Origin of the sequence: Arthrobacter humicola (assembly GCF_039531445.1) — a bacterium.
Lineage (GTDB): Bacteria > Actinomycetota > Actinomycetes > Actinomycetales > Micrococcaceae > Arthrobacter > Arthrobacter humicola.
In genome coordinates, this window is sequence record NZ_BAAAQB010000038.1 from 248,374 (window position 1) to 270,820 (window position 22,447).

Sequence of the window (22,447 nt, forward strand, 5' to 3'; positions counted from 1 at the left end):
TCCAACGCAACCACGGAAAGAAATGAGGCCAACAAGTGAGCATCGCAACCATGCTGCCGATGGGCGAGCTCACGAACCCCGGCCAAATGCGCCTGGCCCTCGTGCAGGTGGTCAACTGGGGCACGTTCCATGGCGCCCACACAATGCACGTGGACCGCAACGGCACCCTGCTGACCGGCAACTCCGGCGTCGGCAAGTCCACGCTGTTCGACGCCATGCTTCGGGTCTTCGATGCCCGTCCGCGCTCCAATGAAGCCGCGGCACAACGGGTCGGGGGTGCTGTCGAGGACAAACGCACCACGTTCACGTACATGCGCGGCAAAGTGGGCGACAAGGCGGTCGGGGAGGGCTCGGCAAGCGCCTTCCAGCGCCCCGGGGCGACCTGGTCCGCCGTCGCCCTGACGTTCGACAACGCCGTCGGCACCAAAGTCACGGTCTCGGCGCTGTTCGACCTCCCCAAGAACGGCACGGAATCCAGCGTCGGCCGGTACTACCTGATCGACAACAAGCCGCTGGACCTCGCAGCGATCGAGGGCATCGCGGACAAGCGGTTCACCAAGTCCGCACTGGACGCGATCTTCCCGGATGCCCAGATCTTCGATGTCCACAAGGCGTTCGCCGAACGCTTCCGCCGCCTCCTGGGGATCAACTCGGACCAGGCCCTGCCGCTGCTGCGCGTCATCCAGGCCGGCAAGGGACTCGGTGGCAGCGTGAACACCTTCTTCCGCGATCAGGTCCTCGATGCACCCGCCACGCTGGCCGCCGCCGACGACGTCGTCGAGGAATTCAGCAACCTCATGTCCATCCGGCAGCGCCTCGAGGACGTCCGGCAGCAGCGTGACCAGCTGGCACCCGTCCCCGGGCTGAACAAGGAGTATGCGCAGGCGCTGTTGGACGCGAACCGGCTGCGGGAGCTTTCCGGCGAGGAATTCGAGGCCTACAAGCAGCAGCTCGCCGTCACGGTCCACGAGAAGACCCTGGCCCGGTTGAAGGAGCTCGCCCAGGCCAAAGCCAGCGACCTCGCCGCCGAACGCGCGGTCCGCGACGGCTTCGCCAAGGAGCTTCGGCAACTCGAGGGCGAGTACAACAACCAGGGCGGCAACGCGATCTCCGCGATCGAGCAGTCGCTGGAGAACGCCCGGGTGGGGCTCAAGCTCCGCCAGGAGGTGGAGGAAGCGGCCCGCAGGGCGCTCTCCGACGCCGGACTGGACCTTCAGTGGTCGGCCGCCGGCTGGGACCAGGCCCACGCCCATGCCGCCGCGCGCTCGGCCGAACTCCAGGACGATTCCGAGGCCCTCAGGGAGCTGAGGTTCGAGGCGTTTGACGGCCATGCGACCAAGAAGCGCGAGCTTGCCGCGGCCCAGCAGGAACTGGTGTCGCTGAAGACGCGCAAGTCGCTGCTGCCGCCGTCGAGCATTGAAAACCGCAGCGCCATCGCGGCGGCCACCGGGGTTCCGGAAGAGCACATGCCCTTTGGCGGCGAACTGATCGACCTCGCCGAGGGCCAGGAACAGTGGCGCCCGGCCGCCGAGCGCGCGCTCCGGAGCCTTGCCACGACGCTGCTGGTCCCGGGAGAGCACTTTGCCGCCGTGACCCGGTACCTCAACGACCACTCCGTGCGAGGGGCGCTGCGAGCCGTGGACGTCTCCCGGCCACTGGCCGGCGGTGCACTGGCCGTCGAGGACGTGGCAGACGGCGACCTGCTGACCAAGCTCAGTTTCCTCACCGACGCCGGGCTGCCCGCTGGCCCTCAGGCCCACACGCTGGCGGACGCCAGCGTCTGGCTCCGCGAACGGATTGCGCTCGACTTCGCCTACCCCTGCGTGGAAGACCCCGACGAGCTCGCCGGCCTCGACAAGGGCCTGAGCCTGGGCGGCGTGGTCAAACGCAACCGCCACACGGTGGAAAAGGACGACCGCTTCACGTCCCGCCAGGATTACGTCCTTGGTTTTGACAACGCCGCCAAGCTGGAGCTTGTGGCGGCACAGGTGGAGGACCTGCAGCAGGAGCTGGCCAAGGCCGCCGAGCTCGCGCAAACCCGGGAAGAGTCGCACCAGGGCATGACCCGGCAGTTGGAGGCCCTGCGCCGGGTGGCCGAGGACTACCGGCCCTGGGACCAGGTCTCGGCAGCCGTGGCCGCGGAGGAGCTGGCCCGGATCGAGCAGCGCCTCAAGGACGCCCTCGCCGCGCAGGCGGACCTCGAACCGCTGCGGGCCAACATCGAGGCCGTGCGGCAGAAGCACCAGTCCAGCACGGAGGCGGCGGCTGTGCTGCAGAGCGAGTACAAGGCGCTTGATTCGCGGCTGACTGCGGCTGATTCACTGCTCGACGGTGCACGTGATCGGCTGGCGCAGTCGCCGCCGTCGGACACCAGCGCCGCCGCGCTGGAACCGTACTTCACCGGCGTCGGTGACGTCCGGGAAATGTACGAGCTGGACAACCTCGCCAACCAGGTCCGCACCCGGCTCCTGGCCGAACTGCACGCGGCCGAGTCCCGCGGGCAGGCGACCTCGGAGCGTCTCACCCGCATCTTCGAGGGCTTCGTCCGCGAATGGGGCACGGCGATTTCCGCGGACCACGGCACGTCGATCGGCGCCGCGGGGGAGTTCGAATCCCGCTACCACGCGATTGTCAGCGACGGACTGCCCGCCCAGGAGGCAGAGTTCCGGCAGTTCTTCAACCAGCGCACGCACGAATCCTTTAGCACCCTGCTGCACCTGCTGGATGAGGAACGCCGCTCCATTACGAGCCGCATCCTGCCGCTGAACGGCATCCTGTCCGAGGTCAACTTCCACGAAGGCAGCTTCCTGGAACTCGACATCAAGCAGACACTGCCCCCGACGGCGAAGCAGTTCAAGGACGCCATCCAGAACGCGCTCAAGGTCCGGCACACCCGGCCGGGCAAGCCCGCGGCGGCCGGGGCCTCCGGGACGGAGGCGGACGACGACGCCGAGCTCACCAACCGCTACAAGTCCCTCGAAACGCTGGTGAAGCGGCTCGGCTCACAGACCCCGGAGGACCGGCGCTGGCGGGCCGAGGTGCTGGACGTCCGCGGGCACCTGTTCATCCAGTGCAAGGAGCACCGCGAAGTGCAGGGCCGCGGTGCCCGGGGCGCCGGGTCCAAGGCGGCAGGTCCCAAGGGGGAAGGGAAGGCCGCGAAGAAGACCGAGGTCTTCATGCACGCGGACACCGGGTCCATGTCCGGCGGCGAGCGGCAGCGCTTCACCGCGTTCATCATGGCCGCGGCACTGAGCTACCAGCTGGGCATCGCCGAGCAGGGCTTCACCACCTACGGCACCGTCATGATGGACGAGGCCTTCGTGCTCGCCTCGGAGGAATTCGCCGGCGCGGGCATCAAGGCCCTGCACGAGTTCGGCTTCCAGCTCCTGCTGGCCGCGCCGGAGAACGTGATCGACCTCTCCCGTCACCTGGGGTCGGTGACGGAGATCCTCCGGGACAAGCGCACCAACCGTTCCGGAGTCCTGACCGCGCCCGTGATTGCTCCGCGTCCGGGAACCGAGGGCACCTGGCGGTCCGAGGCAAACCCGGTGGACATAGTCCTGCGCTGACCCCACGATGCTTGTGCTGGGGCTAAGGGACGGGGCGGAGCAGGCTCACCGGGAGTAGCTGTACCAGCCGGAGCCCGACTTGCGGCCCAGCTTCCCGGCAGTGACGAGGGCGGCAACAGACTCGTCCGGGGCGTCAGCCGGGTCGCCGGTCGCCGCATACGTGGCCTGGGCGATGTAGTCCACAACGTCCAGCCCCACCAGGTCCATCAGCTCAAATGGCCCCATCGGATGCCGTAGCGCGGTCTTGGCCGTGGCGTCGATGTCTTCCATGCTCGCCACACCGCCGGCCAGCAGCGCGAGTGCCTCCTTTTGCACGGCGCCCATCAACCGGTTGGCCACGAACCCCGGCACCTCCCGGTTGATCAGCACAGGTGCCTTGCCCAGGCTGCGGGCCAGTTCGAGGGTGGTCTCCACGGTTTCCCCGGACGTTCCGGCATGGCGGACCACTTCCACGCATTCCATGACCAGCACGGGATTGAAGAAGTGCATATTGCACACGTGCCCGGGCCGGCCGCTGGCCGCGGCCACGGCGGAGGAGCCGATCGTGGAGGAGTTGGTGGCCAGGATGGCGTGTGGCGGGGCGAGCCGGCCCAGCCGGGCAAAGATGGCCTTCTTGGTTTCCAGCCGTTCGGTGGCGGCCTCAATGACAAAGTCGGCAGCGGGCGCCACCGCGTCAAGATCGGTGCTGAACGCCAGCCGGTCATGGGCGCGCTCGGCGTGCTCCGCGGCCAGTCTTCCGGATTTCACCATTTTGTCCGTGCGTTCACGCAGTTGGGCCGCGGCGTCGTCCAGTTGGCTCGGCGACACGTCCTGCACGGTGGTGGTGTACCCGGCCAGGGCAGCGGTCAGCGCGATCTGGGACCCCATGGCGCCGGCGCCGATAACGAGAACATGCGTGATGGTGGTGGGGGGTGGCATCGTTTTCTCCGGTTCGGTGGGGACGGACTGCTAGGACTGTGCGCCGGACAGGGGCCGGCCGCCCCGAAGGTAGACGGTGGTGGTGTGCGTGTAGAACTCCTTGGCGCTCTGCCCCTGCTCCTTGGGGCCGTAGCCGCTCTTCTTGGCCCCGCCGAACGGCACATGGGGATCGGCGCCGGCCGATTCGGAGTTCACGTGCAGGATCCCGACGTCCAGTTCCTCCATTCCCTCCAGCGCCAGGGTGACGTCCTGCGTGAAGAGTGCTGCGGAGAGCCCGAAATCGCTGTCATTGGCCAGGTCAAAGGCTTCCTGCGTTGAGGCTGCCCGGCGGACGCTGAGCACGGGTCCAAAGAGCTCATCGCGCCAGACATCAGCGTGGCGTGCCCCCGTGAGCTCCAGGATCGTCGGGGCAACGAAGTGGCCTTCGGCCCGGGCCGGGTCGTCATAGGGGAGGCCGCCCGTCAGCAGCCCGGCGCCCTGGTCCAGAGCTGTCGCGATGCCGCGCTGGATGGATGCCCGGGCGTCGGCGCTGACGACGGGTCCCATCTGGGTGGACGGATCTGCGGGGTCGCCCACCAGCAGGGACTGGGCCCGGGCGGCCAGCCCGGCGAGGAATTCATCCGCGATGGCGTCCGCCACGATCAGCCGCGACGTCGCCGTGCACTTCTGCCCTGTGGAGCGGAAAGCGCCGAGCATGACCTGTTCCGCGGCTAGTTCGAGGTCCGCGTCGGCCAGGACGATGGCGGCGTTCTTCCCGCCCATTTCCGCCTGGATCGGCACGCCGCGGCCCGCCGCCGCGGCGGCCAGGGTGCGGCCCACGCCGGTGGAGCCGGTGAATGACAGCCCGTCCAGCGCCGGATGCTCCACCAACGCGGTCCCGATGGCGCCGGGGCCAATCACCAGATTCAGGACGCCGGCGGGCAGGCCGGCCTGTTCCAGCGACTGGGTCAGCCGCATGGCGAGCAGGGGCACTGTGCTGGCCGGCTTCCAGACCACCGTGTTGCCGTATGTCAGGGCGGGGGCGATCTTCCAGGCCGGGATGGCGATGGGGAAGTTGAACGGCGTCACGACGCCCACCACTCCCAGTGGTTTGCGAGTGACGAAGATCTTTTCGCCCCGCCGCGGGGAGGCGTAGATCGCCCCGGCTTCGCGGTCGCCGTCGTTGCCGTAGTAGCGGAAAATCTGCGCGGCGCGCAGCACCTCGCCGTGGCCCTCGGCCAGCGTCTTTCCTTCCTCACGGGCCAGCTCCAGCCCCCAGGCCTGCGAGTTCGCTTCCAGGATCGCCGCCGTGCGCAGCAGCACTGCGCCGCGTTCATGGGCCGGGGTGCGGGCCCAGCCATGCTTCGCCGCTACAGCGCTGGCCATGGCGCGGTCGACGTCGGCCGGTCCGGCCTGCAGGCCGTGCGCCACCGTCTCGGCCGGGCGGGCGGGATTGACGGAGGTGATGATGCCTCCGTCGCCCTGAAACCAGGTGCCCGAGACGTAATGCTGCAGTTCGACTGCTGTAGTCATTGCTGTTCCTTTACTGGCTGCGCCTTAGCGGAAGGCCGGGATGCCGGTGATGTGGTTGCCGAGGATCAGGGTGTGGACCTCGTCGGTGCCCTCATACGTGCGAACGGATTCGAGGTTGTTGGCGTGCCGCAGCGGCGAATAGTCCAGGGTGATGCCGTTGCCGCCCAGCATGGCGCGGGCATCACGGCAGATCTGGATGGCCTCGCGGCAGTTGTTGAGCTTTCCTACGGAGATGTGGTGCGGCTTGAGCTGGCCGGCTTCCTTGAGGCGGCCGATCTGCAGTGCCAGGAGCATGCCCTTGTTGATTTCCAGGGCCATGTTGACCAGCTTTTCCTGGGTCAGTTGGTAGCCCGCCAGGGGCTTGTCGAACTGCAGGCGCTCCTGCGAGTAGCTGACGGCCGTCTCGTAGCTGTCGCGCGCGGCCCCCATGGCTCCCCATATGATGCCGTAGCGGGCTTCATTGAGGCACTCGAACGGACCGCGGAGTCCCTTGGCGTTCGGCAGTATCGCGGTGGACGGGAGGCGGACCTCGCTCAGTTCGATGTCGCACTGGATGGAGGCGCGCATGGAGAGCTTGGGCTCAATCGGGGTGGCCTTGAACCCGGGGGTGTCGGTGGGCACGATGAAGCCGCGTACGCCGTCGTCGGTCATGGCCCAGATGATGGCGATCTGGGCGATCGAGGCCAGGCCGATCCAGCGCTTGGAGCCGTTGATGACCCAGCCGTCCCCGTCGCGGCGGGCGAAGGTCTTCATGCTGCCGGGATCGGAGCCGGCCGTGGGTTCGGTCAGGCCGAAGCAGCCGACGACGTCGCCGGCGGCCATCCTGGGCAGCCACTGGTTCTTCTGCTCCTCGGAGCCGTGCTTGTAGATGGCGCTCATCGCGAGGGAGCCCTGCACGCTGACGAAGGTGCGCAGGCCTGAATCGCCTGCCTCAAGTTCCATGGCGGCGATGCCGTATTCCACGGCGGAACGGCCCGGGCAGCCGTAACCCTTCAAATGCATGCCGAGCAGGCCCAGCCCGGCCATGTCCTTGATGATCTCGACCGGGAAGATGGCCTGCTCGTACCAGGCGGCGATATTGGGCCGGATGGTGCTGTCCACAAAGGACCGCACCTTGTCCCGCATGGCCAGTTCTTCGGGGGTGAAGAGGGAGTCGATGTTCAGCAGGTCAGAGGATTCGTTCATGGTGTTCTCCAAGAGTTTGCGGGGCTGGGGACTTAGACGGCTGCCAGTGCCGCGGCACTGGCAGTGTCCGTGTCTGTCTGAGCGGCATTGGCGGCCACGATGGCGTTGCGCAGCACGCCGAGGCCGTCCCGGATCAAGTCCGGACCAATGACCAGGGGCGGCAGCAACCGGATCACATTGCCGTGGGTGCCGCAGACCAGGACCAGGACGCCCTGCCGGTGGCAGGCGGCCGCCACCTGGGCCGCAAGATCGGCGCGCGGTTCCAGCGTGTCCTTGTCCGCGAATTCGACGGCGAGCATGGCGCCGCGGCCGCGGAACTCGGCAATGATGGCCGTGCTGTCGACGAGGGGCTGCAGCACCTCGCGGGCGGTTGCCTCGATGGTCACGGCGTTCGCCAGCAGCGTGCCGTCTTCGAAGGCCTCGAAGACGCCCAGCGCGGCGGCGCACGCCACCGGGTTTCCGGCGTACGTGCCGCCCAGGCCGCCGGCGTGCGGGGCGTTCATGAGCTCGGCCCGTCCGGTGACCGCGCTCAGCGGCAGGCCGCCCGCCAGGGCCTTGGCGGTCAGGGTGAGGTCGCCGGCGACGCCTTCGTGCTCGCTCGCAAGGAGCCTGCCGGTGCGCCCCATGCCGGTCTGGATCTCGTCCATCACCAGCACGATGCCGTATTTGGTGGCCAGCTCCCGCAGTCCGGCCAGGAAGCCGGGGGCGGGCACCAGGAAGCCGCCTTCACCCTGGATGGGTTCGATGACCATGGCGGCAAACGACCGGGGATCGTTCTCCAGCAGCAGCGCCTCGACGCCGGCCAGGGCGGTGGCCGCCGTGGCGTCCCCGCCGCCTCTGGCCCACAAGCGGGTGGCCGTGGGAGCGCGGAAGACCTCTCCCGGGAACGGGCCGAAGTTCTTCTTGTACGGGTTGACCTTGGCGGTCATGGCCATCGTGAGGAGAGAGCGGCCGTGGTAGGCGTCGTCGAATACCAGCACGCGTTCCCGGCCCGTGGCAGCGCGGGCAATCTTGACGGCATTTTCCACGGCTTCCGCGCCGGTGGAGAAGAGTGCGGTGCGCTTTGGGAAGTCTCCCGGGACATGCGCGTTCAGCCACGCGGCCACCTGCGTGAAGGAATCGTACTCGGTCACCATGAAGCAGGTGTGGGTGAACCGGGCCATCTGGGCGGCCACGTGCGCCTGGACCTGGGCGTTCACGGCGCCCACGCTGGTCACGGCGATGCCGGAGGCGAAGTCGATGATGCGGTTGCCGTCAACATCTTCCAGGATTCCACCGGAGGCACGGTTGATGAAGACGGGCATGGTCACGCCGAAGCCGGAGCTGACCTGCGCTTCGCGCTCGCGGTGCAGGGCTGTGGAGACGGGGCCGGGAATGGCGGTGGCAAGGTGACGGGTCTGGGGGAGGCTGTCTGTGGAACTGGTCATGTAGACAAGGTAGTGTGCCCTCCCTCGCCTGACATTGGATGGTGCATCCAATTTTGAGTCCAATTTGGTTAGAATATCCAAAGGATTCGTGTCTGCCCTGAAAGGACCGCCGAGTGATCAGCCTGGCCCAACTGCACAGCCAACTCGGCAGCGATCTCCGCCCGGCCGCGGGAGGCGCGGTGGCCGTGCGGCAGATCTCGGGTGTGCACATCTCCGAGCTCGACGATCCCACGCCGTATCTGGAAGGCGGCGAGTTGCTCCTCACGACGGGCATCCCCGTCTCGGGCGGAGAAGCCAAGGTGCAGGCCTACGTCCGGCGACTTGTGGAGCGCAACATCGCGGCCCTGGGCCTCGGCCTGGGGGCCGGCGTGGATGAGGTGCCGCCGGCTTTGAGTGCCGCCTGCGCCTCGGCCGGGCTGGAGCTTCTGGTGGTGCCCGACGGCACGCCGTTCATGAACGTCTCCCGCGCCTATTGGGACCTCGTGGGCCGCGAAGGCCAGGCCGACCTGACCGCCAGCCTCGGCACGCAGACGGCGCTGGCCCGGGCCGCGACGCAGGCGGATGCGCTCCCTTCCGTGGTCAAGGCCCTGGCCCAGGCGCTGGGCGGTTGGGTGGCGTACCTTCCGGCCGACAGCGGGGCGGAAACACTGTGGCCGGCGGACAACCACACGATTGTGGAGCAGCTGCGCAGGGAGACCTCGCGGCTTGACATGGCCGTGACGCATTCGGCCTCCACGTTTCAGATCCACGGCACCGACGTCGTGGAGTATCCCGTGCTGGTGGGGCGGCGGACGGTCGGGTTCCTGGCCATTGGTGCCGGGCGCAAACTGACCCGTGCTGACCGGCAGATCATCATGACGGTGTGTGTGTTGCTCTCGCTCAAGGCGGCCCAGCAGCTGGAGAGCGACGCCACCGCTGCCGCGCTCGGCTCGGCCGTGACCAAGCTCTTCCTCACCGGACATGTTGACGCCGGCCGGGCCCTTGCACCGGACCTGGGCATCGTCGCGCCCACCGGCGCCGTGCGGCTCCTGGTGGTGCGTGGCGAGATCGATCCCGCGACGGTTTCCGGGGAGCTGGAGTCGAGGCTGCGCGCCGGGACCGGATGGGCTGGCTGGACTGAGGCCGGTGGTGCCCTGCGCTCCTGCCGCCTGCGCCACGTGGCCGGCGGCCTCAGCTATTACGTGCTGGACGCGGAATACCCCGACGCCGGTACTCCCGGCATTCCCGGCAGCGACGGCGGCAGCGCCGGCAGCACTGCGCAGCCGGAGCAGTACGACGGCGGAGCCGGCAACGCCGCTGTTACGGCCGTGCTGAGCCGGCCGATGCCGCTGGAACGGGTGCACGAGGAGGCCGGACAGCTGGCCGCCACGGTGCGTGCGCTGGCTGCCGGGCAGATTGTCGACGCACCGGAGGGGGCCCTGGATCCGCGGGCCCAGGGCTGGGTGGCGGCGCTGCGCGGGTACCAGCGCGCCGACCTGGTCGGAACCGTCCGCGCCTATCTGCGGCACCGGGGCCAGTGGGAGGGCGCCGCCCGCGAGCTGGGGATCCACCGGAACTCGCTGCGCCACCGGATGGGAATAGCGGCGGAACTGCTGCAGGCGGATCCGGACGATCCCGACGTCGCGGCTAACCTCTGGCTGGCACTGCGCTGGGCCTAGCGCCGGACTGGTTAGCGCGGTCAGCGCGGTCGGACAGCCACGCCCGGACGGGGTCGCTGTGTTCGCCCAGCGACGGCGGGGCCGCTGCGGGGGTCGGGAACGCCGGCGTCCAGGTAATGGGATGGCGGATCTGCCTTCCGGCCGGCTGGCCGGCCGCGTTGCGGACCTCGATGGTCGGTTCAAGTCCCAGTGACTCGGCGTACTCAAGACCCTCGTCGATGCCTGCGACATGGCCGGCCGGGACGCCGGCGTCGATCAGCTTGCCCTGCCAGGTGAGGGCAGACGACGCGGACAGGGCATCCTCCAACAGGGGCACCAGCTCGGTGCGGTGTTCCACCCGCGCGTTGTTGGTCGCAAAGCGCGGGTCACTGGCCAGCCCGGCAATGCCCAGAACCTGGGTCAGCTTGGCGAACTGTCCGTCGTTGCCGCAGGCCACTGCCAGCGGCGCATCCGCACACTCCAGCAGCTGGTAGGGCACGATCGAGGGGTGGGCGCTGCCCATCCGGTGCGGAACCTTGCCCGCGCCCAGGAAGGCCTGGCCCTGATTGGCCAGCGCGCCCTGCAGGCTCGAGAGCAGGTTGAGCTCCAGGTGGGCCCCGCGCCCCGAGACTCTACGGGCCGCCAGTGCCGCAAGGACGCCAATGGTGGTGTCCTTGGCCGTCAGGACGTCGACGAGCGCGACGCCGGCCTTGGTGGGGCTGCCGTCTTTCTCCCCGGTGATGCTCATCAGTCCGCCAAGGGCCTGGACGATGAAGTCATAGCCCATCAAGTTGGCCCCGCCCGTGCTGCCAAAACCCGTGATCGAGGCGTAGATCAGGCCGGGGTTGGCGGCGGAGAGCTCCGCATAGCCCAGGCCCAGCTTCGCCATCCCGCCGGGCTTGAAGTTTTCCACCAGGACATCGGCACGCAGGGCCAACTCCCTGGCCAGCTGCAGGTCCCCGGGGTCGGCAAGGTCCAAGCAGACGGATTCCTTGTTGCGGTTCGCGCTCTCAAAGTAGGTGGCCCCGGTGGGGGAGTACGGCGGCCCCCAGCTGCGGGTGTCGTCACCGGCACCGGGGCGCTCCACCTTGATCACCCGGGCGCCCAGATCTGCCAGCGTCATGGTGGCCAGCGGTCCGGCCAGGACACGGGAGAAGTCGGCCACCAGGAGACCCGACAGCGGTCCGGCAGGCATGTCCGCGGGCTCCTGGGCGGCGTCCCGGGCGGCGGAACCGGGCTGGGCGCCGGGCGTCGGAATCATGGGGAGTCCCTTCGTGGAGTGCCCGCGGCACATCGCCGTGCCCGGGCATCTGATCAAGGATTCGAAGCCTAACAAGGCGCAACCACCCGAACATTGGATGAACCGACCTGGCACTGGCTGCTCTGCACAACAACCATCCGCCAACGAGCGTGGCGCTGCGGCGGGCGGCCACGGCGGACCCTGCACCCGCGCGGCCGATAGAGTGGCGCTATGGAAGCAGATCCTTCGGTTCCGGCCAGCCCGGAACGCGGCTGTCCGCAGGCGCCGCGGTGAGCCAGGAACCATCCGCCGCCATGCCGTCGCGCGGGGCCCGGGCCGCCGTCTTCGCCCAGCTGACCGGCGCCGGCAGGTCCGAGCAAGTGGCCCAGCGGCTGACCGATGCCATTCTGCTCGGCGTGCTGGCCCCCGGTGACCGGCTGCCCAGTGAGGCCGAGCTGGCCAAGCGCTTTGGCGTGGCCCTCGTGACGGCGCGCGACGCGCTCGGGGCTGTCCGCGAGGCCGGGCTGGTGGAGACCCGGCGCGGACGCGAGGGCGGCAGCTTTGTGCTGGCCACCGAACAGACGCCGGAAAGGCTCCTGCAGGCCCGGCTGCGCGGACTTTCGCAGGTGGAGATCGCCGACCTCGCCGTCTATTTCGGCACGCTGGCCGCCGGCTGCGCGGAACGGGCGGCCGAGCTCGCGTCCACCGATGAAGCCGAACGGCTCACCGCCTGGCTTCACGATGCCGACTTCAGCTCCGCCAGCGATTCCGGCCGGAACGCCGGCGGTTTCTACCTCGAGATCGCCGTCGTCAGCCAGTCGCCGCGCCTGGTGCGCGAGCAGATCCGCCTCCAGGCCGAGTTCGGCCCCATGCTGTGGCTGTGCCTGACCGACCCGGTCATGCGGGCGCGGGTCTATGCGCAAAACCAGCGCACCGCCGAGGCGATAGCCGCCCATGACGCCGCCGCGGCCCGCGCCTCGGTCCGGGCGCAGATCAGCGACCTTTCCGCCTGGCTGCTGGCAGCCAAGGAACGTCTTGAGCAAGGAGCAGCAGCCGATGGCTGAGAACCACAGTGCGGATTCCGTGCAGGCGCGGGCGCGCAACTGCGCCGCGGCCATCGGAGCGTTGTTCAACGGCGTCTTCGGAACCCTGGACCACTGGCGCAGCCGGGTCGAAGCCTCAACCGCCTGGGGTGCGGGAGAGATCGATCCCGCCGTGTACGCTATGGTCGGTCCGGAACTCACGGCCGCCGACCCGCTGCTGATCGGCGCCGGATTCATCGCGGCACCGGGCGTGGTGCGCGGGAAGGGCCTCCATTTCGCCTGGTGGCTGGGCCCGCTGGAGGACAATCCGATCCTCGGTACCACCACCGAGCCGAGCCAGCTGGATCTGGCGTCGCGCGAGTACGCCGACTATCTGCGGGACCTCAGCGCGCTGGAGTGGTACCGGGTTCCCGAAGCCACCGGTGCCCGGCACATCACGGGCCCCTATGTGGACCACTTGTGCACGTGCGACTACATCCTCACGCTCACCGCGCCCGTCGTCGTCGGCGGATCCATGGCTGGAGTGGTGGGCGCGGACGTCCTGGTGCGCCGGCTGGAGCGGGACGCCCTCCCGCTGATGCGCGCCGTGGGCGCCCCGACAGCTCTGGTGAGCGCCGCCGGCCGGGTGATTGTGTCCACCGATCCGCAACTCCCCGTGGGCACTCTTGCCGCCGCAGATGCGGGCCCGGCCTGGACCGGCGCCATCACCTGCCCCGGAACCAACCTGAAAGTCCTGGTGCGCACAGCTCAATAATTTAAACATCCCATTTCAGATGAATAAGGTGTAGTCTCACCATGTGGCCGTGAATCAGGTCACATCGTGGCAGGGTTCGCGGCGCGGACCGGCCACCCAATTCATTGAAGGGAACCACATGAGCGTGCGGAATTTGCGGAACTTCGTCAACGGCCAGTTTGTTGACTCGGCCGCCACCAGCCGGCTGGAGATCCACAACCCGGCCACCGAAGAAGTCATCGCCACAACGCCCGTTTCCACCGCCGCCGACGTCGCTGCCGCCTACGCGGCGGCCGCGGCGGCGTTTGAAATCTGGAGCGAAACCACTCCCGCAGAGCGCCAGCGGGCGCTGCTGCACATTGCCGACGCCGTCGAGGCCCGGGCCGAGGAACTGGCCGACCTCGAATGCGCCGACACCGGCAAGCCCCGGGCCGGGATTGTCCCGGATGAGATCGACGTACTCGTGGACCAGATCCGCTTCTTCGCCGGCGCAGCCCGGACCCTGGAAGGGCGCGCCACCGCCGAGTACCTCGCGGACCACAGTTCCTCGATCCGGCGCGAGCCCATCGGCGTCATCGGCCAGGTGGCCCCCTGGAACTATCCGCTGATGATGGCCGCGTGGAAGGTCATTCCCGCTCTTGCGGCGGGTAATACCGTAGTCCTCAAACCCTCCGATTCCACACCGAGCTCCACCCTGCTGTTTGCCGAACTGGCCAGCGAATTCCTCCCTGCCGGCGCGTTCAACGTGGTGCTGGGGGACCGTGAGACCGGCAAGGCCCTGGTGGCCGACGAGGCTCCGGAAATGGTGTCCATCACCGGCAGCGTGCGGGCCGGCATGGAGGTGGCCGGAGCGGCCGCCGCCGACGTCAAGCGCGTTCACCTCGAGCTGGGCGGCAAAGCCCCGGTCATCGTGTTCGACGACGTCGACATCGCCACCGCCGTGGCGGGGATCGTCCCGGCGTCGTTCTACAACGCCGGCCAGGATTGCACCGCGGCCACGCGGCTGCTCGTGCACGAGGACATCCACGATGAGTTCGTGGCTGCTTTTGCCGAGGAAGTGCGGCTCAACGCCAAGACCGGCGGCCCCGCCGAGGACGGCATCCTGTACGGCGCGCTCAGCAGCGCCGACCATCTTCAGCGCGTCGCCGGATTCCTGGAGCGGCTGCCGGAACACGCCACCGTTGAAGTCGGCGGCAAACGCCACGGAGGGGTGGGCTACTTCCACGAGGCCACCGTGGTGTCCGGGCTTAACCAGGACGACGAACTCGTCCAGAGCGAGGTGTTCGGCCCCATCGTCACGGTGCAGAAGTTCTCCACCGACGCCGAAGCCCTGGCCATGGCCAACGACGTCGACTACGGGCTGGCCTCCTCCGTGTGGACCAAGGACCACACCCGGGCCATGCAGTTCGCCAAGCGCCTGGACTTCGGCTGCGTCTGGATCAACACCCACATCCCGCTGGTGGCCGAGATGCCCCACGGCGGATTCAAGCACTCCGGGTACGGCAAGGACCTGTCCATGTACGGGCTGGAGGACTACACCCGGATCAAGCACGTCATGAGCTACATCGGTTAAGCCGCCCCGCGAGCCCCCGGCACCCGGAAACCACCGGCATCTCCGGCCGGCACCCCCGCCAGCAACTCCCGCCAATGTCGTCGGAAGGAAACCATGTCTACCGAATCACGCAGTACCACCGAGCTCAACGATAGTGAGCACCTTGCCGTCCTGGGCTACCAGGATTCCTTTGACCGGTCCATGTCCCTCTGGGCAAACTTCGCTCTCGGATTCACCTACCTTTCACCGCTGGTGGGGGTGTACTCCCTCTTCGCGATCGCCATGGCGGCCGGCGGCCCGCCGTCGGTTTTCTGGATTTTCATCGTGGGGGCGGGACAGATGCTGGTGGCTCTGGTATTCGGCGAGGTGGTCTCGCAGTACCCCATCCACGGCGGCATCTATCCGTGGACCAGGCGGCTGTGGGGCCGGCGCTACGCCTGGATGGCCGCCTGGGTCTACATCTGGGCCATGATTGTCACCATTACCGCGGTGGCCGAATTCGGCAGTGGCTTCCTGGCCAGCCTGTTCGAGGTTGAGGTGACCCGGGAAACCACGCTTGGCCTGACGGTACTGCTCCTTGTTGTGGCGCTGGCCTTGAACTTCACCGGTACCAAGACGATGGCGCGGGTGGCCCGGATCGGGCTGGCTTCCGAGCTGATCGGCGTGATCGCCGTCGGCCTCTACCTGTTGATTTTCCAGCGCAAGCAGAGCTTCGGCGTGTTCTTCGACTCGATGGGGGTGGAGGGCGATGGCAGTTACCTGCACGCCTTCATGGGGGCCGCCCTGGCCGGGCTCTTCCTGTTCTACGGCTTTGAAGCCTGTGGCGACGTGGCGGAGGAAGTCGCCAGTCCGGCGCGGCGGATCCCGCGGGCCATGATGATGACCATTGTGGTCGGAGGCGTCTCGGCTCTGTTCTCCTTCGGCGGCTATGTGCTGGCGGCGCCCAACCTGCAGGAAATCGTCAACGGCCAGGATCCTGACCCGATCCCCGCCATCCTGGAATCGGCCCTCGGGCCGGTGGGTGCCAAGATCTTCCTGGTGGTTGCGATCACGGCCTTCCTGTCCTGCGTGCTGAGCCTGCAGGCAGCGGCCAGCCGGCTGATCTTCTCCTTTGCCCGTGACGGCATGGTGCCCGGCCACCGCTGGCTCTCCAGGGTTTCCGGCACCGCCAGGGTCCCCGCGAACGCCCTCATCGTCGCCGCGAGCATTCCGTTGGCCATCTGCGTCATCATCTATCTGGGGTCCGACGAGCTGCTCACGCAGATCACCTCCTTTGCCGTGCTGGGCATCTACATTGCGTTCCAGTCGGTGGTGCTCGCCTCCCTGCGCCAGCGGCTCAAGGGCTGGCGTCCTGCCGGGCCGTTCAGCCTGGGCGCCGCAGGGTTCGCGATCAATGTCGCGGCCCTGGCCTACGGCATCTTTGCCATGGTGTTGCTGGCTTGGCCCGGCTCCACGGGCGTCTTTGTCACCGACTGGACCGTCCTGATCGGCCTTGCCGTTGTGGCCGGCACCGGCCTCCTCTACCTCCTGCTGGCCCGCCCGGACGCCAAATCGACGGCGCCGGCCGGCGACGCGATCGACGTCGCCGCCAAGCTGCGGGCCGGCAGTGCCCGGCAAGCAGCGGTCAACTAACGCACCAACGAAAGAGCAGACAGTGAAAAGTATTGAACGCGATGTTGTCATCATCGGTGCCGGCACGGCCGGGCTCAACGCCGCCCGGGACCTGAAAGCGGCGGGCCTGACGGTTGCCGTGCTGGAGGCCCGTGACCGGGTTGGCGGCCGGACCTGGACCAGCACCATTGACGGCGCCATGCTCGAAATCGGCGGCCAGTGGATATCACCGGACCAGACGGCACTCAAAGGCCTGCTGGGCGAGCTGGGCCTGGAAACATTCAGCCGCTACCGTGAGGGCCAGTCTGTCTACGTCGCCCCGGACGGCACCCGCAGCCTCTACACGGGGGAGATGTTCCCGGTGTCCGAGCGCACGGAGGCCGAAATGCGCCGGCTGATCGGCATCCTGGATGAGCTGGCCGCCGAGATCGGCGCCGCGGAGCCGTGGGCGCACCCCCGGGCGCGCGAACTCGACACAGTTTCGCTGCACCACTGGATGCGCCAGCTCTCTGACGACGAGGAGGCCTGCGCCAACATCGGCCACTTTCTGGCCGGCGGCATGCTCACCAAGCCGGCGCACTCTTTCTCCGCCCTGCAAGCCGTCCTGATGGCGGCATCGGCGGGCTCATTCTCGAACCTGGTGGACGAGGACCTGCTGCTGGACCAGCGCGTGGTGGGAGGGATGCAGCTGGTGTCGGAGACCATCGCCGCCGCACTGGGGGACGACGTCGTCCTTGAGTCCCCGGTGCGGACCCTGCGCTGGGACGAAAACGGCGTCACCGCCGTCTCGGACCGGGCCACGGTGAACGCCCGGTACGCCATCATGGCCGTGCCGCCGAACCTGTACTCGCGCGTGAGTTTTGACCCGCCGCTGCCCCGCCGCCAGCACCAGATGCACCAGCACCAGTCGCTGGGCCTGGTCATCAAGGTGCACGCCGTCTACGAGGCGCCGTTCTGGCGCGAAGAGGGCCTCTCCGGCACGTGCTTCAGTCCCGATCTGGTGGTCCAGGAAATCTACGACAACACCAATCACGAGGACCCGCGCGGAACCCTGGTGGCCTTCGTGCCGGATGAGAAGGCAGACGCGATGTTCGCCCTCGACGCCGGGGAACGGCGCCGGGTGATCCTCTCGGCCATGGCGGAGTCCTTGGGCCCGAAAACCCTGGAACCGGTGGTGTATTACGAGTCCGACTGGGCCTCCGAGGAATGGACCCGCGGCGCCTTCGCCTCCAGCTACGATCTGGGCGGCCTGCACCGCTACGGCGCGGACCAGCTCACCCCGGTGGGACCCATCTACTGGGCGTCCTCGGACCTGGCAGCCGAGGGCTACCAGCATGTGGACGGCGCGGTCCGGATGGGTCGGGCCACGGCGGCCCGGATCCTGGACCGCGACGCCGCCAGCACGGAGGCCGCCGCGTAACGGCCGCACCGCCCGGCCTTCCAGCGACGCGGGGTCACTTACGGTCCATAATTCCGGGCCGCAGGTGACCCCGCGCTGCGTGTGCCGTCGCTACGTTCCCTGCACGCGCTCCACGAATTGGGCGGTGCGGGCCGCCAGCCCGTCGATCTGCCGCAGCACGACGGCGGCGGGGTCCGGATTGATCTCGTTGGCCGGAGGCTCCACCCGGACATTGCGGCAGCAGAGGAACTCGGCGCAGATCAAGGTGCCCAGGGTGTTGCCGTTGCGGCCGGACTGCCCTGCGCGCTTGGCCACCCAGAGCAGGACATCGTCCTTGGAGAACACATCCCGGCACAGCTCGCAGAGCACGGAGCGGTTTTTCTTGGCCCCGCCTTCAGGGGCCCGGAGCATGATTCCGGTGGGACCCTTCATCCCGGGCACCACGAGATAGCCGCGCAGGGGCATCTTCTCGTCCCGCCAGGCCAGGAAGTCGAGCTTTTCCCAGTCCAGGGTGTCGAAGTTTTTGGGCAGATTGAGTTTCGCGGTTTCTGACCGGCTCGCGTTGATGAAGGACGAGCGGATCTGCTGCGGGGTGATTTTTTGCATGACGGAAACTTTCGGAATCGAAGAGGTGCCGCCCGGGCGGGCCTACTGCGCGCCAAGGCGGAACGGGGGCACACGACTGCCAGCCTGCGACTCCGGTTAGGACCGGGCGTCTCCGCGTGGTGATTCAGCGGCGGGACGGGATTGTTCGGAAAGGGCCGGCAGCAGCGCGGGCGCGTAGCAGGCCACAGCGGCCACCCCGCTAACCGTGGCAGCGGTGATCGTCGCGATCCGCATGCTCACCCCCCGTTCCAAGAGTTCCCCGGTTCTGATGATCCGGGTCCGTTTATCCGGAGAGCCCATCCTTGCAAAGCCCTGGATTCCTGTCCAGCCGACTGCAAGAACCCGGACCACAGGGTGGTCTGTCGTTCTCCAACTGACGCGACCGCTTCATCTCAGGCAGTGGGCGACGCAACCAGGGGCGCGGTATCGCTCAGCCGTCGCAACTTGGGAATGGGGATTCGTTTGTTGATGGCGACGGCGGTGCCCGAGCCGTCGTCGTGGGACCACCGCATGAGGGCAGGGCCGCCGGCGGGATCGCCTTCGAGGAACTCAGGGGCACCGGCTAAGGGCAGGAAGCCGCTCGCCTTCAGGCTGAGGCCGAACTGCTCGGTCCAGAAGTAGGGCTGGAAGTCGAACTCCGGTGCTTCATCACCCCGCACGAGAGCCAAGGCCGCGGCCTTGCTCTGCTCGATGGCGCTGGTCCACAGGGGAACGCGCTGGATGCCGTGCTTGGTCGGGAACGCGGCCACGTCTCCTGCGGCGATGATGCCGGGCCGGACGCGCCCGCGGGCGTCGACTTCGAGCCGGCCGTTGGTCAGTAGGCCGCTGGAGGCGAGCCACTCGACGTTGGGGGCATCTCCTACGGCACTGACCACGAGTTCGGCTTCGATGGTTGAACCGTCCGCGAGGACAACCAGCGGACGCCCGTCGGCCGTGCGCCCACCGGTGCTGCGCAGGTCGACCGCGTGGGACGGCGCTAGCTTGAGCCCGTGGCGGCGGGCAGCGGCCACGAAGACACCGGACAAGTACGGGCCCAGCTGTCTGGTCAGCGGACGATCATGAGCCACCAGGGTTACCTCGCAGCCCGCGGAGAGGCACCCGGAGGCGATCTCCATACCCAGGGCGCCTCCACCAATTACGACGACGGACGGCCGGTTCGTGAGCCGGCGGCGCAGCGTCAGCGCGTCCTCCAGATTGCGCAGGGTCAGTTCGCCGTCGCAGCGGCCCGCATTTCCCCCGGTCTTGGGGCCGGTCCCGAGGAGGCGTGCCCGGGAGCCGGTGGCGATGACCACGGCGTCGTACGGAAGGCCGCTGCCGTCGTCGAGGTGCACCACTTTCCGGTCGGCATCAAGCCCCGTCGCGCTCACGCCCCGGACCTCCAATGCCTCGTGGGTGGACGCCGGCAGCTGATGGGACGTCATGTCGTCGGCGTCCAGCAGGGCAGCCTTCGACAGGGCGGGGCGGCTGTACGGTGCATGGGGTTCGTCGCCCACGATGGTCATATCGCCGTCGAAGCCTGCCGCCCTCAGGGAGTCTGCCGCGGTAAGGCCGGCGATGCCATTTCCGACGACGACGATGCGTTTCAGTGCCATGCTCATGCCAGCCGCAGCGCGGCAACCGGGCAGACGCGAACCGCGGCCTTTGCCGGTTCCACGTCGTTGTCGACCGTCTCGATGTCCAGCACGAGTTCGCCATCTTCGTCCAAGTGCATCAGCTGTGGGGCAACGTCCTCGCACAGGCCGTGGCCTTCGCAGCGCGGTCGATCGAGGACAATCTTCATGGCTTTCTCCTTTGAAAACGGTGGCGTGGATCACAACCAGAGCGTATGTTGAGTTTCCCAGCTGCATAGCATGTTCACAAATGAATAATGCTCATCCTTGATATGCATCGTATGAATGGCCGGGTAGGCTGGGCCACGCGCCGGAAAAGCGGCGTGCGACAAGTGAGGTGTGCAATGGCAATGAAGCCGGAAATGACCTGGAATGCGAAAGACAGTTTTGTGTCGTATGTGGAGGCCCTCGACCTCGAATTGCCGGACCCGCGCATCCAGCAGCTGAGTCCGCTGCACGCTGTTTTCCCGGCGAGTCATGCCCGGTAGCTTGGGAAGATCCGGGATGGACGGAGAGCTGGCCCGGCTGGCTTCGGTCGACCTCAACCTCCTGGTGCCACTCCTGGCGCTGCTTGACGAGCGGTCGGTGACGAACGCTGCGGCCAGAATCGGTCTGTCGCAGCCGGCCATGAGCCATGCGCTGACACGCATGCGGCGCATGCTCAGCGACGAACTCCTCGTGCGGCAGGGGCGCGGAATGGTACTGACGCCGCGGGCCGCGGAGCTTTTGCCGGCTTTGCGCCAGACGCTGACGCAGACGGCCCGGCTCGTCAATGCCGCCCCGTTTGACCCCGCAACCGACGAGCGCCTGATCACTGTGGCGATGACCAACAGCACCGCGTTCGTCATCGGCAGCGCGCTCACCCGGCTGCTGGCCGAGCGTGCGCCGAACACGGTCCTGCGGTTGCGAACCACGTCCTCGCCGACCATCGCGGTGTTCGCGGACGATGCGGCGGACGTCATTCTGCTCCCCGAGACGTTCGCCACGCCGTATCCGCGGGAGCGCCTGTACGACGACCGCTGGGTCGTCGTCACTTCGTGGGACTCACCGCGGCAGGCCAGCGCGCTGGAGCTCCTGGAGACGGTGCCCCATGTGGTGCTGGACGCGGCCCCGGAACGCCTGCGGCCCTACGAAATCCTCGACGAGCGCAGGGTGCCGTACACGGTCCGGCAACGCGTGTCCGACTACCTGTTCATTCCCCACCTGATCGCCCAGGCCGGCGGGGTGGCGGTCCATCGGTACCAGGTCGGCTTGGCATTCGAGGGCCGGTTCGACCTGCGCATGGAGGAGTTCCCCTTCCCCATCCAAACCCTGGGCATCGACATGGTGTGGAACCCGTGGCTCGCGGAGGACCCGTTCAAGGACTGGCTGCGGGGGATCCTCCTGGAGGCCGCCGTCCCTCTGCGGTCCAGGTACGGTCCTGTGCCCGCCAGATCCGGGCCGCCCGCGTGACCCATTCAGTGCCTGCACCGGCCTGCCTGGGGCGAATGACACCCGCCTGTTAACCCCGCTGTTCCCTGATGGCCGGATGGGCTGGCTACCGTGGACGCGTGGTTGGAGACATTCTTGGTTCGGGTACGGGGGGCCGGAGGCTGTTCGTTGCCCTGGGCGATTCCTTCACCGAGGGTGTGGGCGACTATGATCCCCGGTTCCCCAATGGCGTGCGGGGCTGGGCGGACCGGGTCGCGGAGAAACTGGCCAAGGCGCAGCCGGGGTGGCAGTACGCCAATCTGGCCATCCGCAGCAAACGGCTGCGCCACATCATCGCCGAACAGCTCGGACCCGCCGTGGCCATGGAGCCGACGCTCATTACGCTGTACGCGGGCGGCAACGACATCCTGGATTTCGGCACGGACATTGCGGCCCTCATGCAGGACTATGAGTCCCTGGTGGAGGCGCTCGCGGGCACGGGGGCGACGCTGGTGCTGTTCACCGGCTTCGACGTCAAGGTCTCCGCGCTCCTCGAGCCGCTGAAGAAGCGCAACGCCTTCTATAACGAGCGGGTCCGCGAGATCGCCGGCCGCTACGGCGCGGTACTGGTGGACTACTGGTGCTTCGACGCATTCCATGACCCGCGGATGTGGGATTCGGACCGGCTGCACATGTCCAAGGCGGGCCATAAATACCTTGCCGCGCAGGTCCTGGATCATCTTGGGGTGCCCCATACGATCAAGCCCAAGCAATGGGAGCCGCCGGTGAAACAGGGCCTGCGCGAGTGGGAACGCCGGCAGCGCCGCTGGGTGCGCGACTGGGTGTTGCCCCTGTTCGGACGGAAGCTTCGCGGGGTCACTCTCGGCGACCAGCTCCGGCCGCGCTGGGCGGAACCCGTAAAGGTCCCGCGGAAGGGCGGCCTGAAGAAACTGTTGCAGGCGCAGCGCGACGGCGGTTAGGCCGGATCCCGGCAG

Annotated in this window: 18 protein-coding genes; 10 read left to right on the plus strand and 8 right to left on the minus strand. The window is 68.0% G+C overall.

The genetic code is table 11. From position 1 onward, the window contains the following. Positions 1-35 precede the first annotated feature (35 nt). Positions 36-3,569, plus strand: a complete 3,534-nt coding sequence (locus ABD243_RS15770) for an ATP-binding protein (protein WP_344367365.1) — start codon at positions 36-38, stop codon at positions 3,567-3,569. Positions 3,570-3,614: 45 nt separating this feature from the next. Here the strand turns inward: ABD243_RS15770 and ABD243_RS15775 are convergent, their stop codons facing one another. From ABD243_RS15775 to ABD243_RS15790, 4 genes are read right to left on the minus strand one after another with little or no spacing between them, the layout of a single operon-like run. Beyond that, entirely contained in the window at positions 3,615-4,487 is an 873-nt protein-coding gene (locus ABD243_RS15775; RefSeq protein ID WP_344367366.1) for a 3-hydroxyacyl-CoA dehydrogenase family protein, read from the minus strand. A 30-nt stretch (positions 4,488-4,517) separates the two neighbouring features. Next, positions 4,518-5,999: an aldehyde dehydrogenase family protein gene (locus ABD243_RS15780; protein WP_344367367.1), complete on the minus strand. Its 1,482-nt coding sequence runs from the start codon at positions 5,997-5,999 to the stop codon at positions 4,518-4,520. Positions 6,000-6,023: 24 nt separating this feature from the next. Continuing rightward, positions 6,024-7,184, minus strand: coding sequence for an acyl-CoA dehydrogenase family protein (locus ABD243_RS15785; protein WP_344367368.1), 1,161 nt, complete (start codon positions 7,182-7,184; stop codon positions 6,024-6,026). Positions 7,185-7,216: 32 nt separating this feature from the next. Then, the gene (locus tag ABD243_RS15790) at positions 7,217-8,611 is read right to left on the minus strand and encodes an aminotransferase class III-fold pyridoxal phosphate-dependent enzyme (protein ID WP_344367369.1); all 1,395 of its coding nucleotides are present in this window, start codon (positions 8,609-8,611) and stop codon (positions 7,217-7,219) included. A 113-nt stretch (positions 8,612-8,724) separates the two neighbouring features. On the opposite strand from ABD243_RS15790, the gene ABD243_RS15795 reads away from it, so the two are divergent. Beyond that, the gene (locus ABD243_RS15795; protein WP_344367370.1) at positions 8,725-10,269 is read left to right on the plus strand and encodes a PucR family transcriptional regulator; all 1,545 of its coding nucleotides are present in this window, start codon (positions 8,725-8,727) and stop codon (positions 10,267-10,269) included. Here the strand turns inward: ABD243_RS15795 and ABD243_RS15800 are convergent. Then, the gene (locus tag ABD243_RS15800; RefSeq protein ID WP_344367404.1) at positions 10,238-11,443 is read right to left on the minus strand and encodes a CaiB/BaiF CoA transferase family protein; all 1,206 of its coding nucleotides are present in this window, start codon (positions 11,441-11,443) and stop codon (positions 10,238-10,240) included. The two genes, ABD243_RS15795 and ABD243_RS15800, sit on opposite strands and share 32 nt — an antisense overlap. Positions 11,444-11,778: 335 nt before the next feature. Here ABD243_RS15800 and ABD243_RS15805 point away from each other — a divergent pair, with 335 nt between their 5' ends. The 5 genes from ABD243_RS15805 to ABD243_RS15825 all read left to right on the plus strand — a co-directional run bounded on the left by ABD243_RS15805 (position 11,779) and on the right by ABD243_RS15825 (position 17,847). Continuing rightward, positions 11,779-12,552, plus strand: coding sequence for a FadR/GntR family transcriptional regulator (locus ABD243_RS15805; RefSeq protein ID WP_344367371.1), 774 nt, complete (start codon positions 11,779-11,781; stop codon positions 12,550-12,552). After that, positions 12,545-13,285, plus strand: a complete 741-nt coding sequence (locus ABD243_RS15810) for a cache domain-containing protein (protein WP_116766649.1) — start codon at positions 12,545-12,547, stop codon at positions 13,283-13,285. Before ABD243_RS15805 ends, ABD243_RS15810 begins: the two co-directional genes overlap by 8 nt. Positions 13,286-13,403: 118 nt before the next feature. Continuing rightward, the gene (locus tag ABD243_RS15815) at positions 13,404-14,837 is read left to right on the plus strand and encodes an aminobutyraldehyde dehydrogenase (RefSeq protein WP_344367372.1); all 1,434 of its coding nucleotides are present in this window, start codon (positions 13,404-13,406) and stop codon (positions 14,835-14,837) included. 93 nt (positions 14,838-14,930) lie between these two features. Then, complete coding sequence (locus tag ABD243_RS15820; RefSeq protein WP_344367373.1) at positions 14,931-16,448, plus strand: APC family permease; 1,518 nt, start codon at positions 14,931-14,933, stop codon at positions 16,446-16,448. 22 nt (positions 16,449-16,470) lie between these two features. Further along, the gene (locus tag ABD243_RS15825; RefSeq protein WP_344367374.1) at positions 16,471-17,847 is read left to right on the plus strand and encodes a flavin monoamine oxidase family protein; all 1,377 of its coding nucleotides are present in this window, start codon (positions 16,471-16,473) and stop codon (positions 17,845-17,847) included. 90 nt (positions 17,848-17,937) lie between these two features. Here ABD243_RS15825 and ABD243_RS15830 read toward each other — a convergent pair whose 3' ends face one another. The 3 genes from ABD243_RS15830 to ABD243_RS15840 form a co-directional block, all read right to left on the minus strand. Then, positions 17,938-18,432: an FBP domain-containing protein gene (locus tag ABD243_RS15830; protein WP_344367375.1), complete on the minus strand. Its 495-nt coding sequence runs from the start codon at positions 18,430-18,432 to the stop codon at positions 17,938-17,940. Between the two features lie 392 nt (positions 18,433-18,824). Beyond that, positions 18,825-20,024 (minus strand): NAD(P)/FAD-dependent oxidoreductase, encoded by a 1,200-nt coding sequence (locus ABD243_RS15835; protein WP_344367376.1) that lies wholly within the window; start codon positions 20,022-20,024, stop codon positions 18,825-18,827. A 2-nt stretch (positions 20,025-20,026) separates the two neighbouring features. Further along, the gene (locus ABD243_RS15840) at positions 20,027-20,212 is read right to left on the minus strand and encodes a ferredoxin (protein ID WP_344367377.1); all 186 of its coding nucleotides are present in this window, start codon (positions 20,210-20,212) and stop codon (positions 20,027-20,029) included. Positions 20,213-20,299: 87 nt separating this feature from the next. Here ABD243_RS15840 and ABD243_RS15845 point away from each other — a divergent pair, with 87 nt between their 5' ends. The 3 genes from ABD243_RS15845 (at position 20,300) to ABD243_RS15855 (ending at position 22,432) form a co-directional block, all read left to right on the plus strand. Continuing rightward, on the plus strand, positions 20,300-20,530 hold the full coding sequence (locus ABD243_RS15845) for a hypothetical protein (protein WP_344367378.1): 231 nt from the start codon (positions 20,300-20,302) through the stop codon (positions 20,528-20,530). A gap of 16 nt (positions 20,531-20,546) precedes the next feature. Then, entirely contained in the window at positions 20,547-21,494 is a 948-nt protein-coding gene (locus ABD243_RS15850; protein ID WP_344367379.1) for a LysR family transcriptional regulator, read from the plus strand. A gap of 98 nt (positions 21,495-21,592) precedes the next feature. Continuing rightward, entirely contained in the window at positions 21,593-22,432 is an 840-nt protein-coding gene (locus ABD243_RS15855; RefSeq protein ID WP_344367380.1) for an SGNH/GDSL hydrolase family protein, read from the plus strand. Positions 22,433-22,447: the final 15 nt, after the last annotated feature.

Bases quoted from the DNA above. Each gene is read 5' to 3' on its own strand.
- ABD243_RS15775 (WP_344367366.1), bottom strand. From the start codon at position 4,487: ATGCCACCCCCCACCACCATCACGCATGTTCTCGTTATCGGCGCCGGC.
- ABD243_RS15780 (WP_344367367.1), bottom strand. From the start codon at position 5,999: ATGACTACAGCAGTCGAACTGCAGCATTACGTCTCGGGCACCTGGTTT.
- ABD243_RS15785 (WP_344367368.1), bottom strand. From the start codon at position 7,184: ATGAACGAATCCTCTGACCTGCTGAACATCGACTCCCTCTTCACCCCC.
- ABD243_RS15790 (WP_344367369.1), bottom strand. From the start codon at position 8,611: ATGACCAGTTCCACAGACAGCCTCCCCCAGACCCGTCACCTTGCCACC.
- ABD243_RS15800 (WP_344367404.1), bottom strand. From the start codon at position 11,443: ATGCCTGCCGGACCGCTGTCGGGTCTCCTGGTGGCCGACTTCTCCCGT.
- ABD243_RS15810 (WP_116766649.1), top strand. From the start codon at position 12,545: ATGGCTGAGAACCACAGTGCGGATTCCGTGCAGGCGCGGGCGCGCAAC.
- ABD243_RS15815 (WP_344367372.1), top strand. From the start codon at position 13,404: ATGAGCGTGCGGAATTTGCGGAACTTCGTCAACGGCCAGTTTGTTGAC.
- ABD243_RS15820 (WP_344367373.1), top strand. From the start codon at position 14,931: ATGTCTACCGAATCACGCAGTACCACCGAGCTCAACGATAGTGAGCAC.
- ABD243_RS15830 (WP_344367375.1), bottom strand. From the start codon at position 18,432: ATGCAAAAAATCACCCCGCAGCAGATCCGCTCGTCCTTCATCAACGCG.
- ABD243_RS15835 (WP_344367376.1), bottom strand. From the start codon at position 20,024: ATGGCACTGAAACGCATCGTCGTCGTCGGAAATGGCATCGCCGGCCTT.
- ABD243_RS15840 (WP_344367377.1), bottom strand. From the start codon at position 20,212: ATGAAGATTGTCCTCGATCGACCGCGCTGCGAAGGCCACGGCCTGTGC.
- ABD243_RS15845 (WP_344367378.1), top strand. From the start codon at position 20,300: ATGCTCATCCTTGATATGCATCGTATGAATGGCCGGGTAGGCTGGGCC.
- ABD243_RS15850 (WP_344367379.1), top strand. From the start codon at position 20,547: ATGGACGGAGAGCTGGCCCGGCTGGCTTCGGTCGACCTCAACCTCCTG.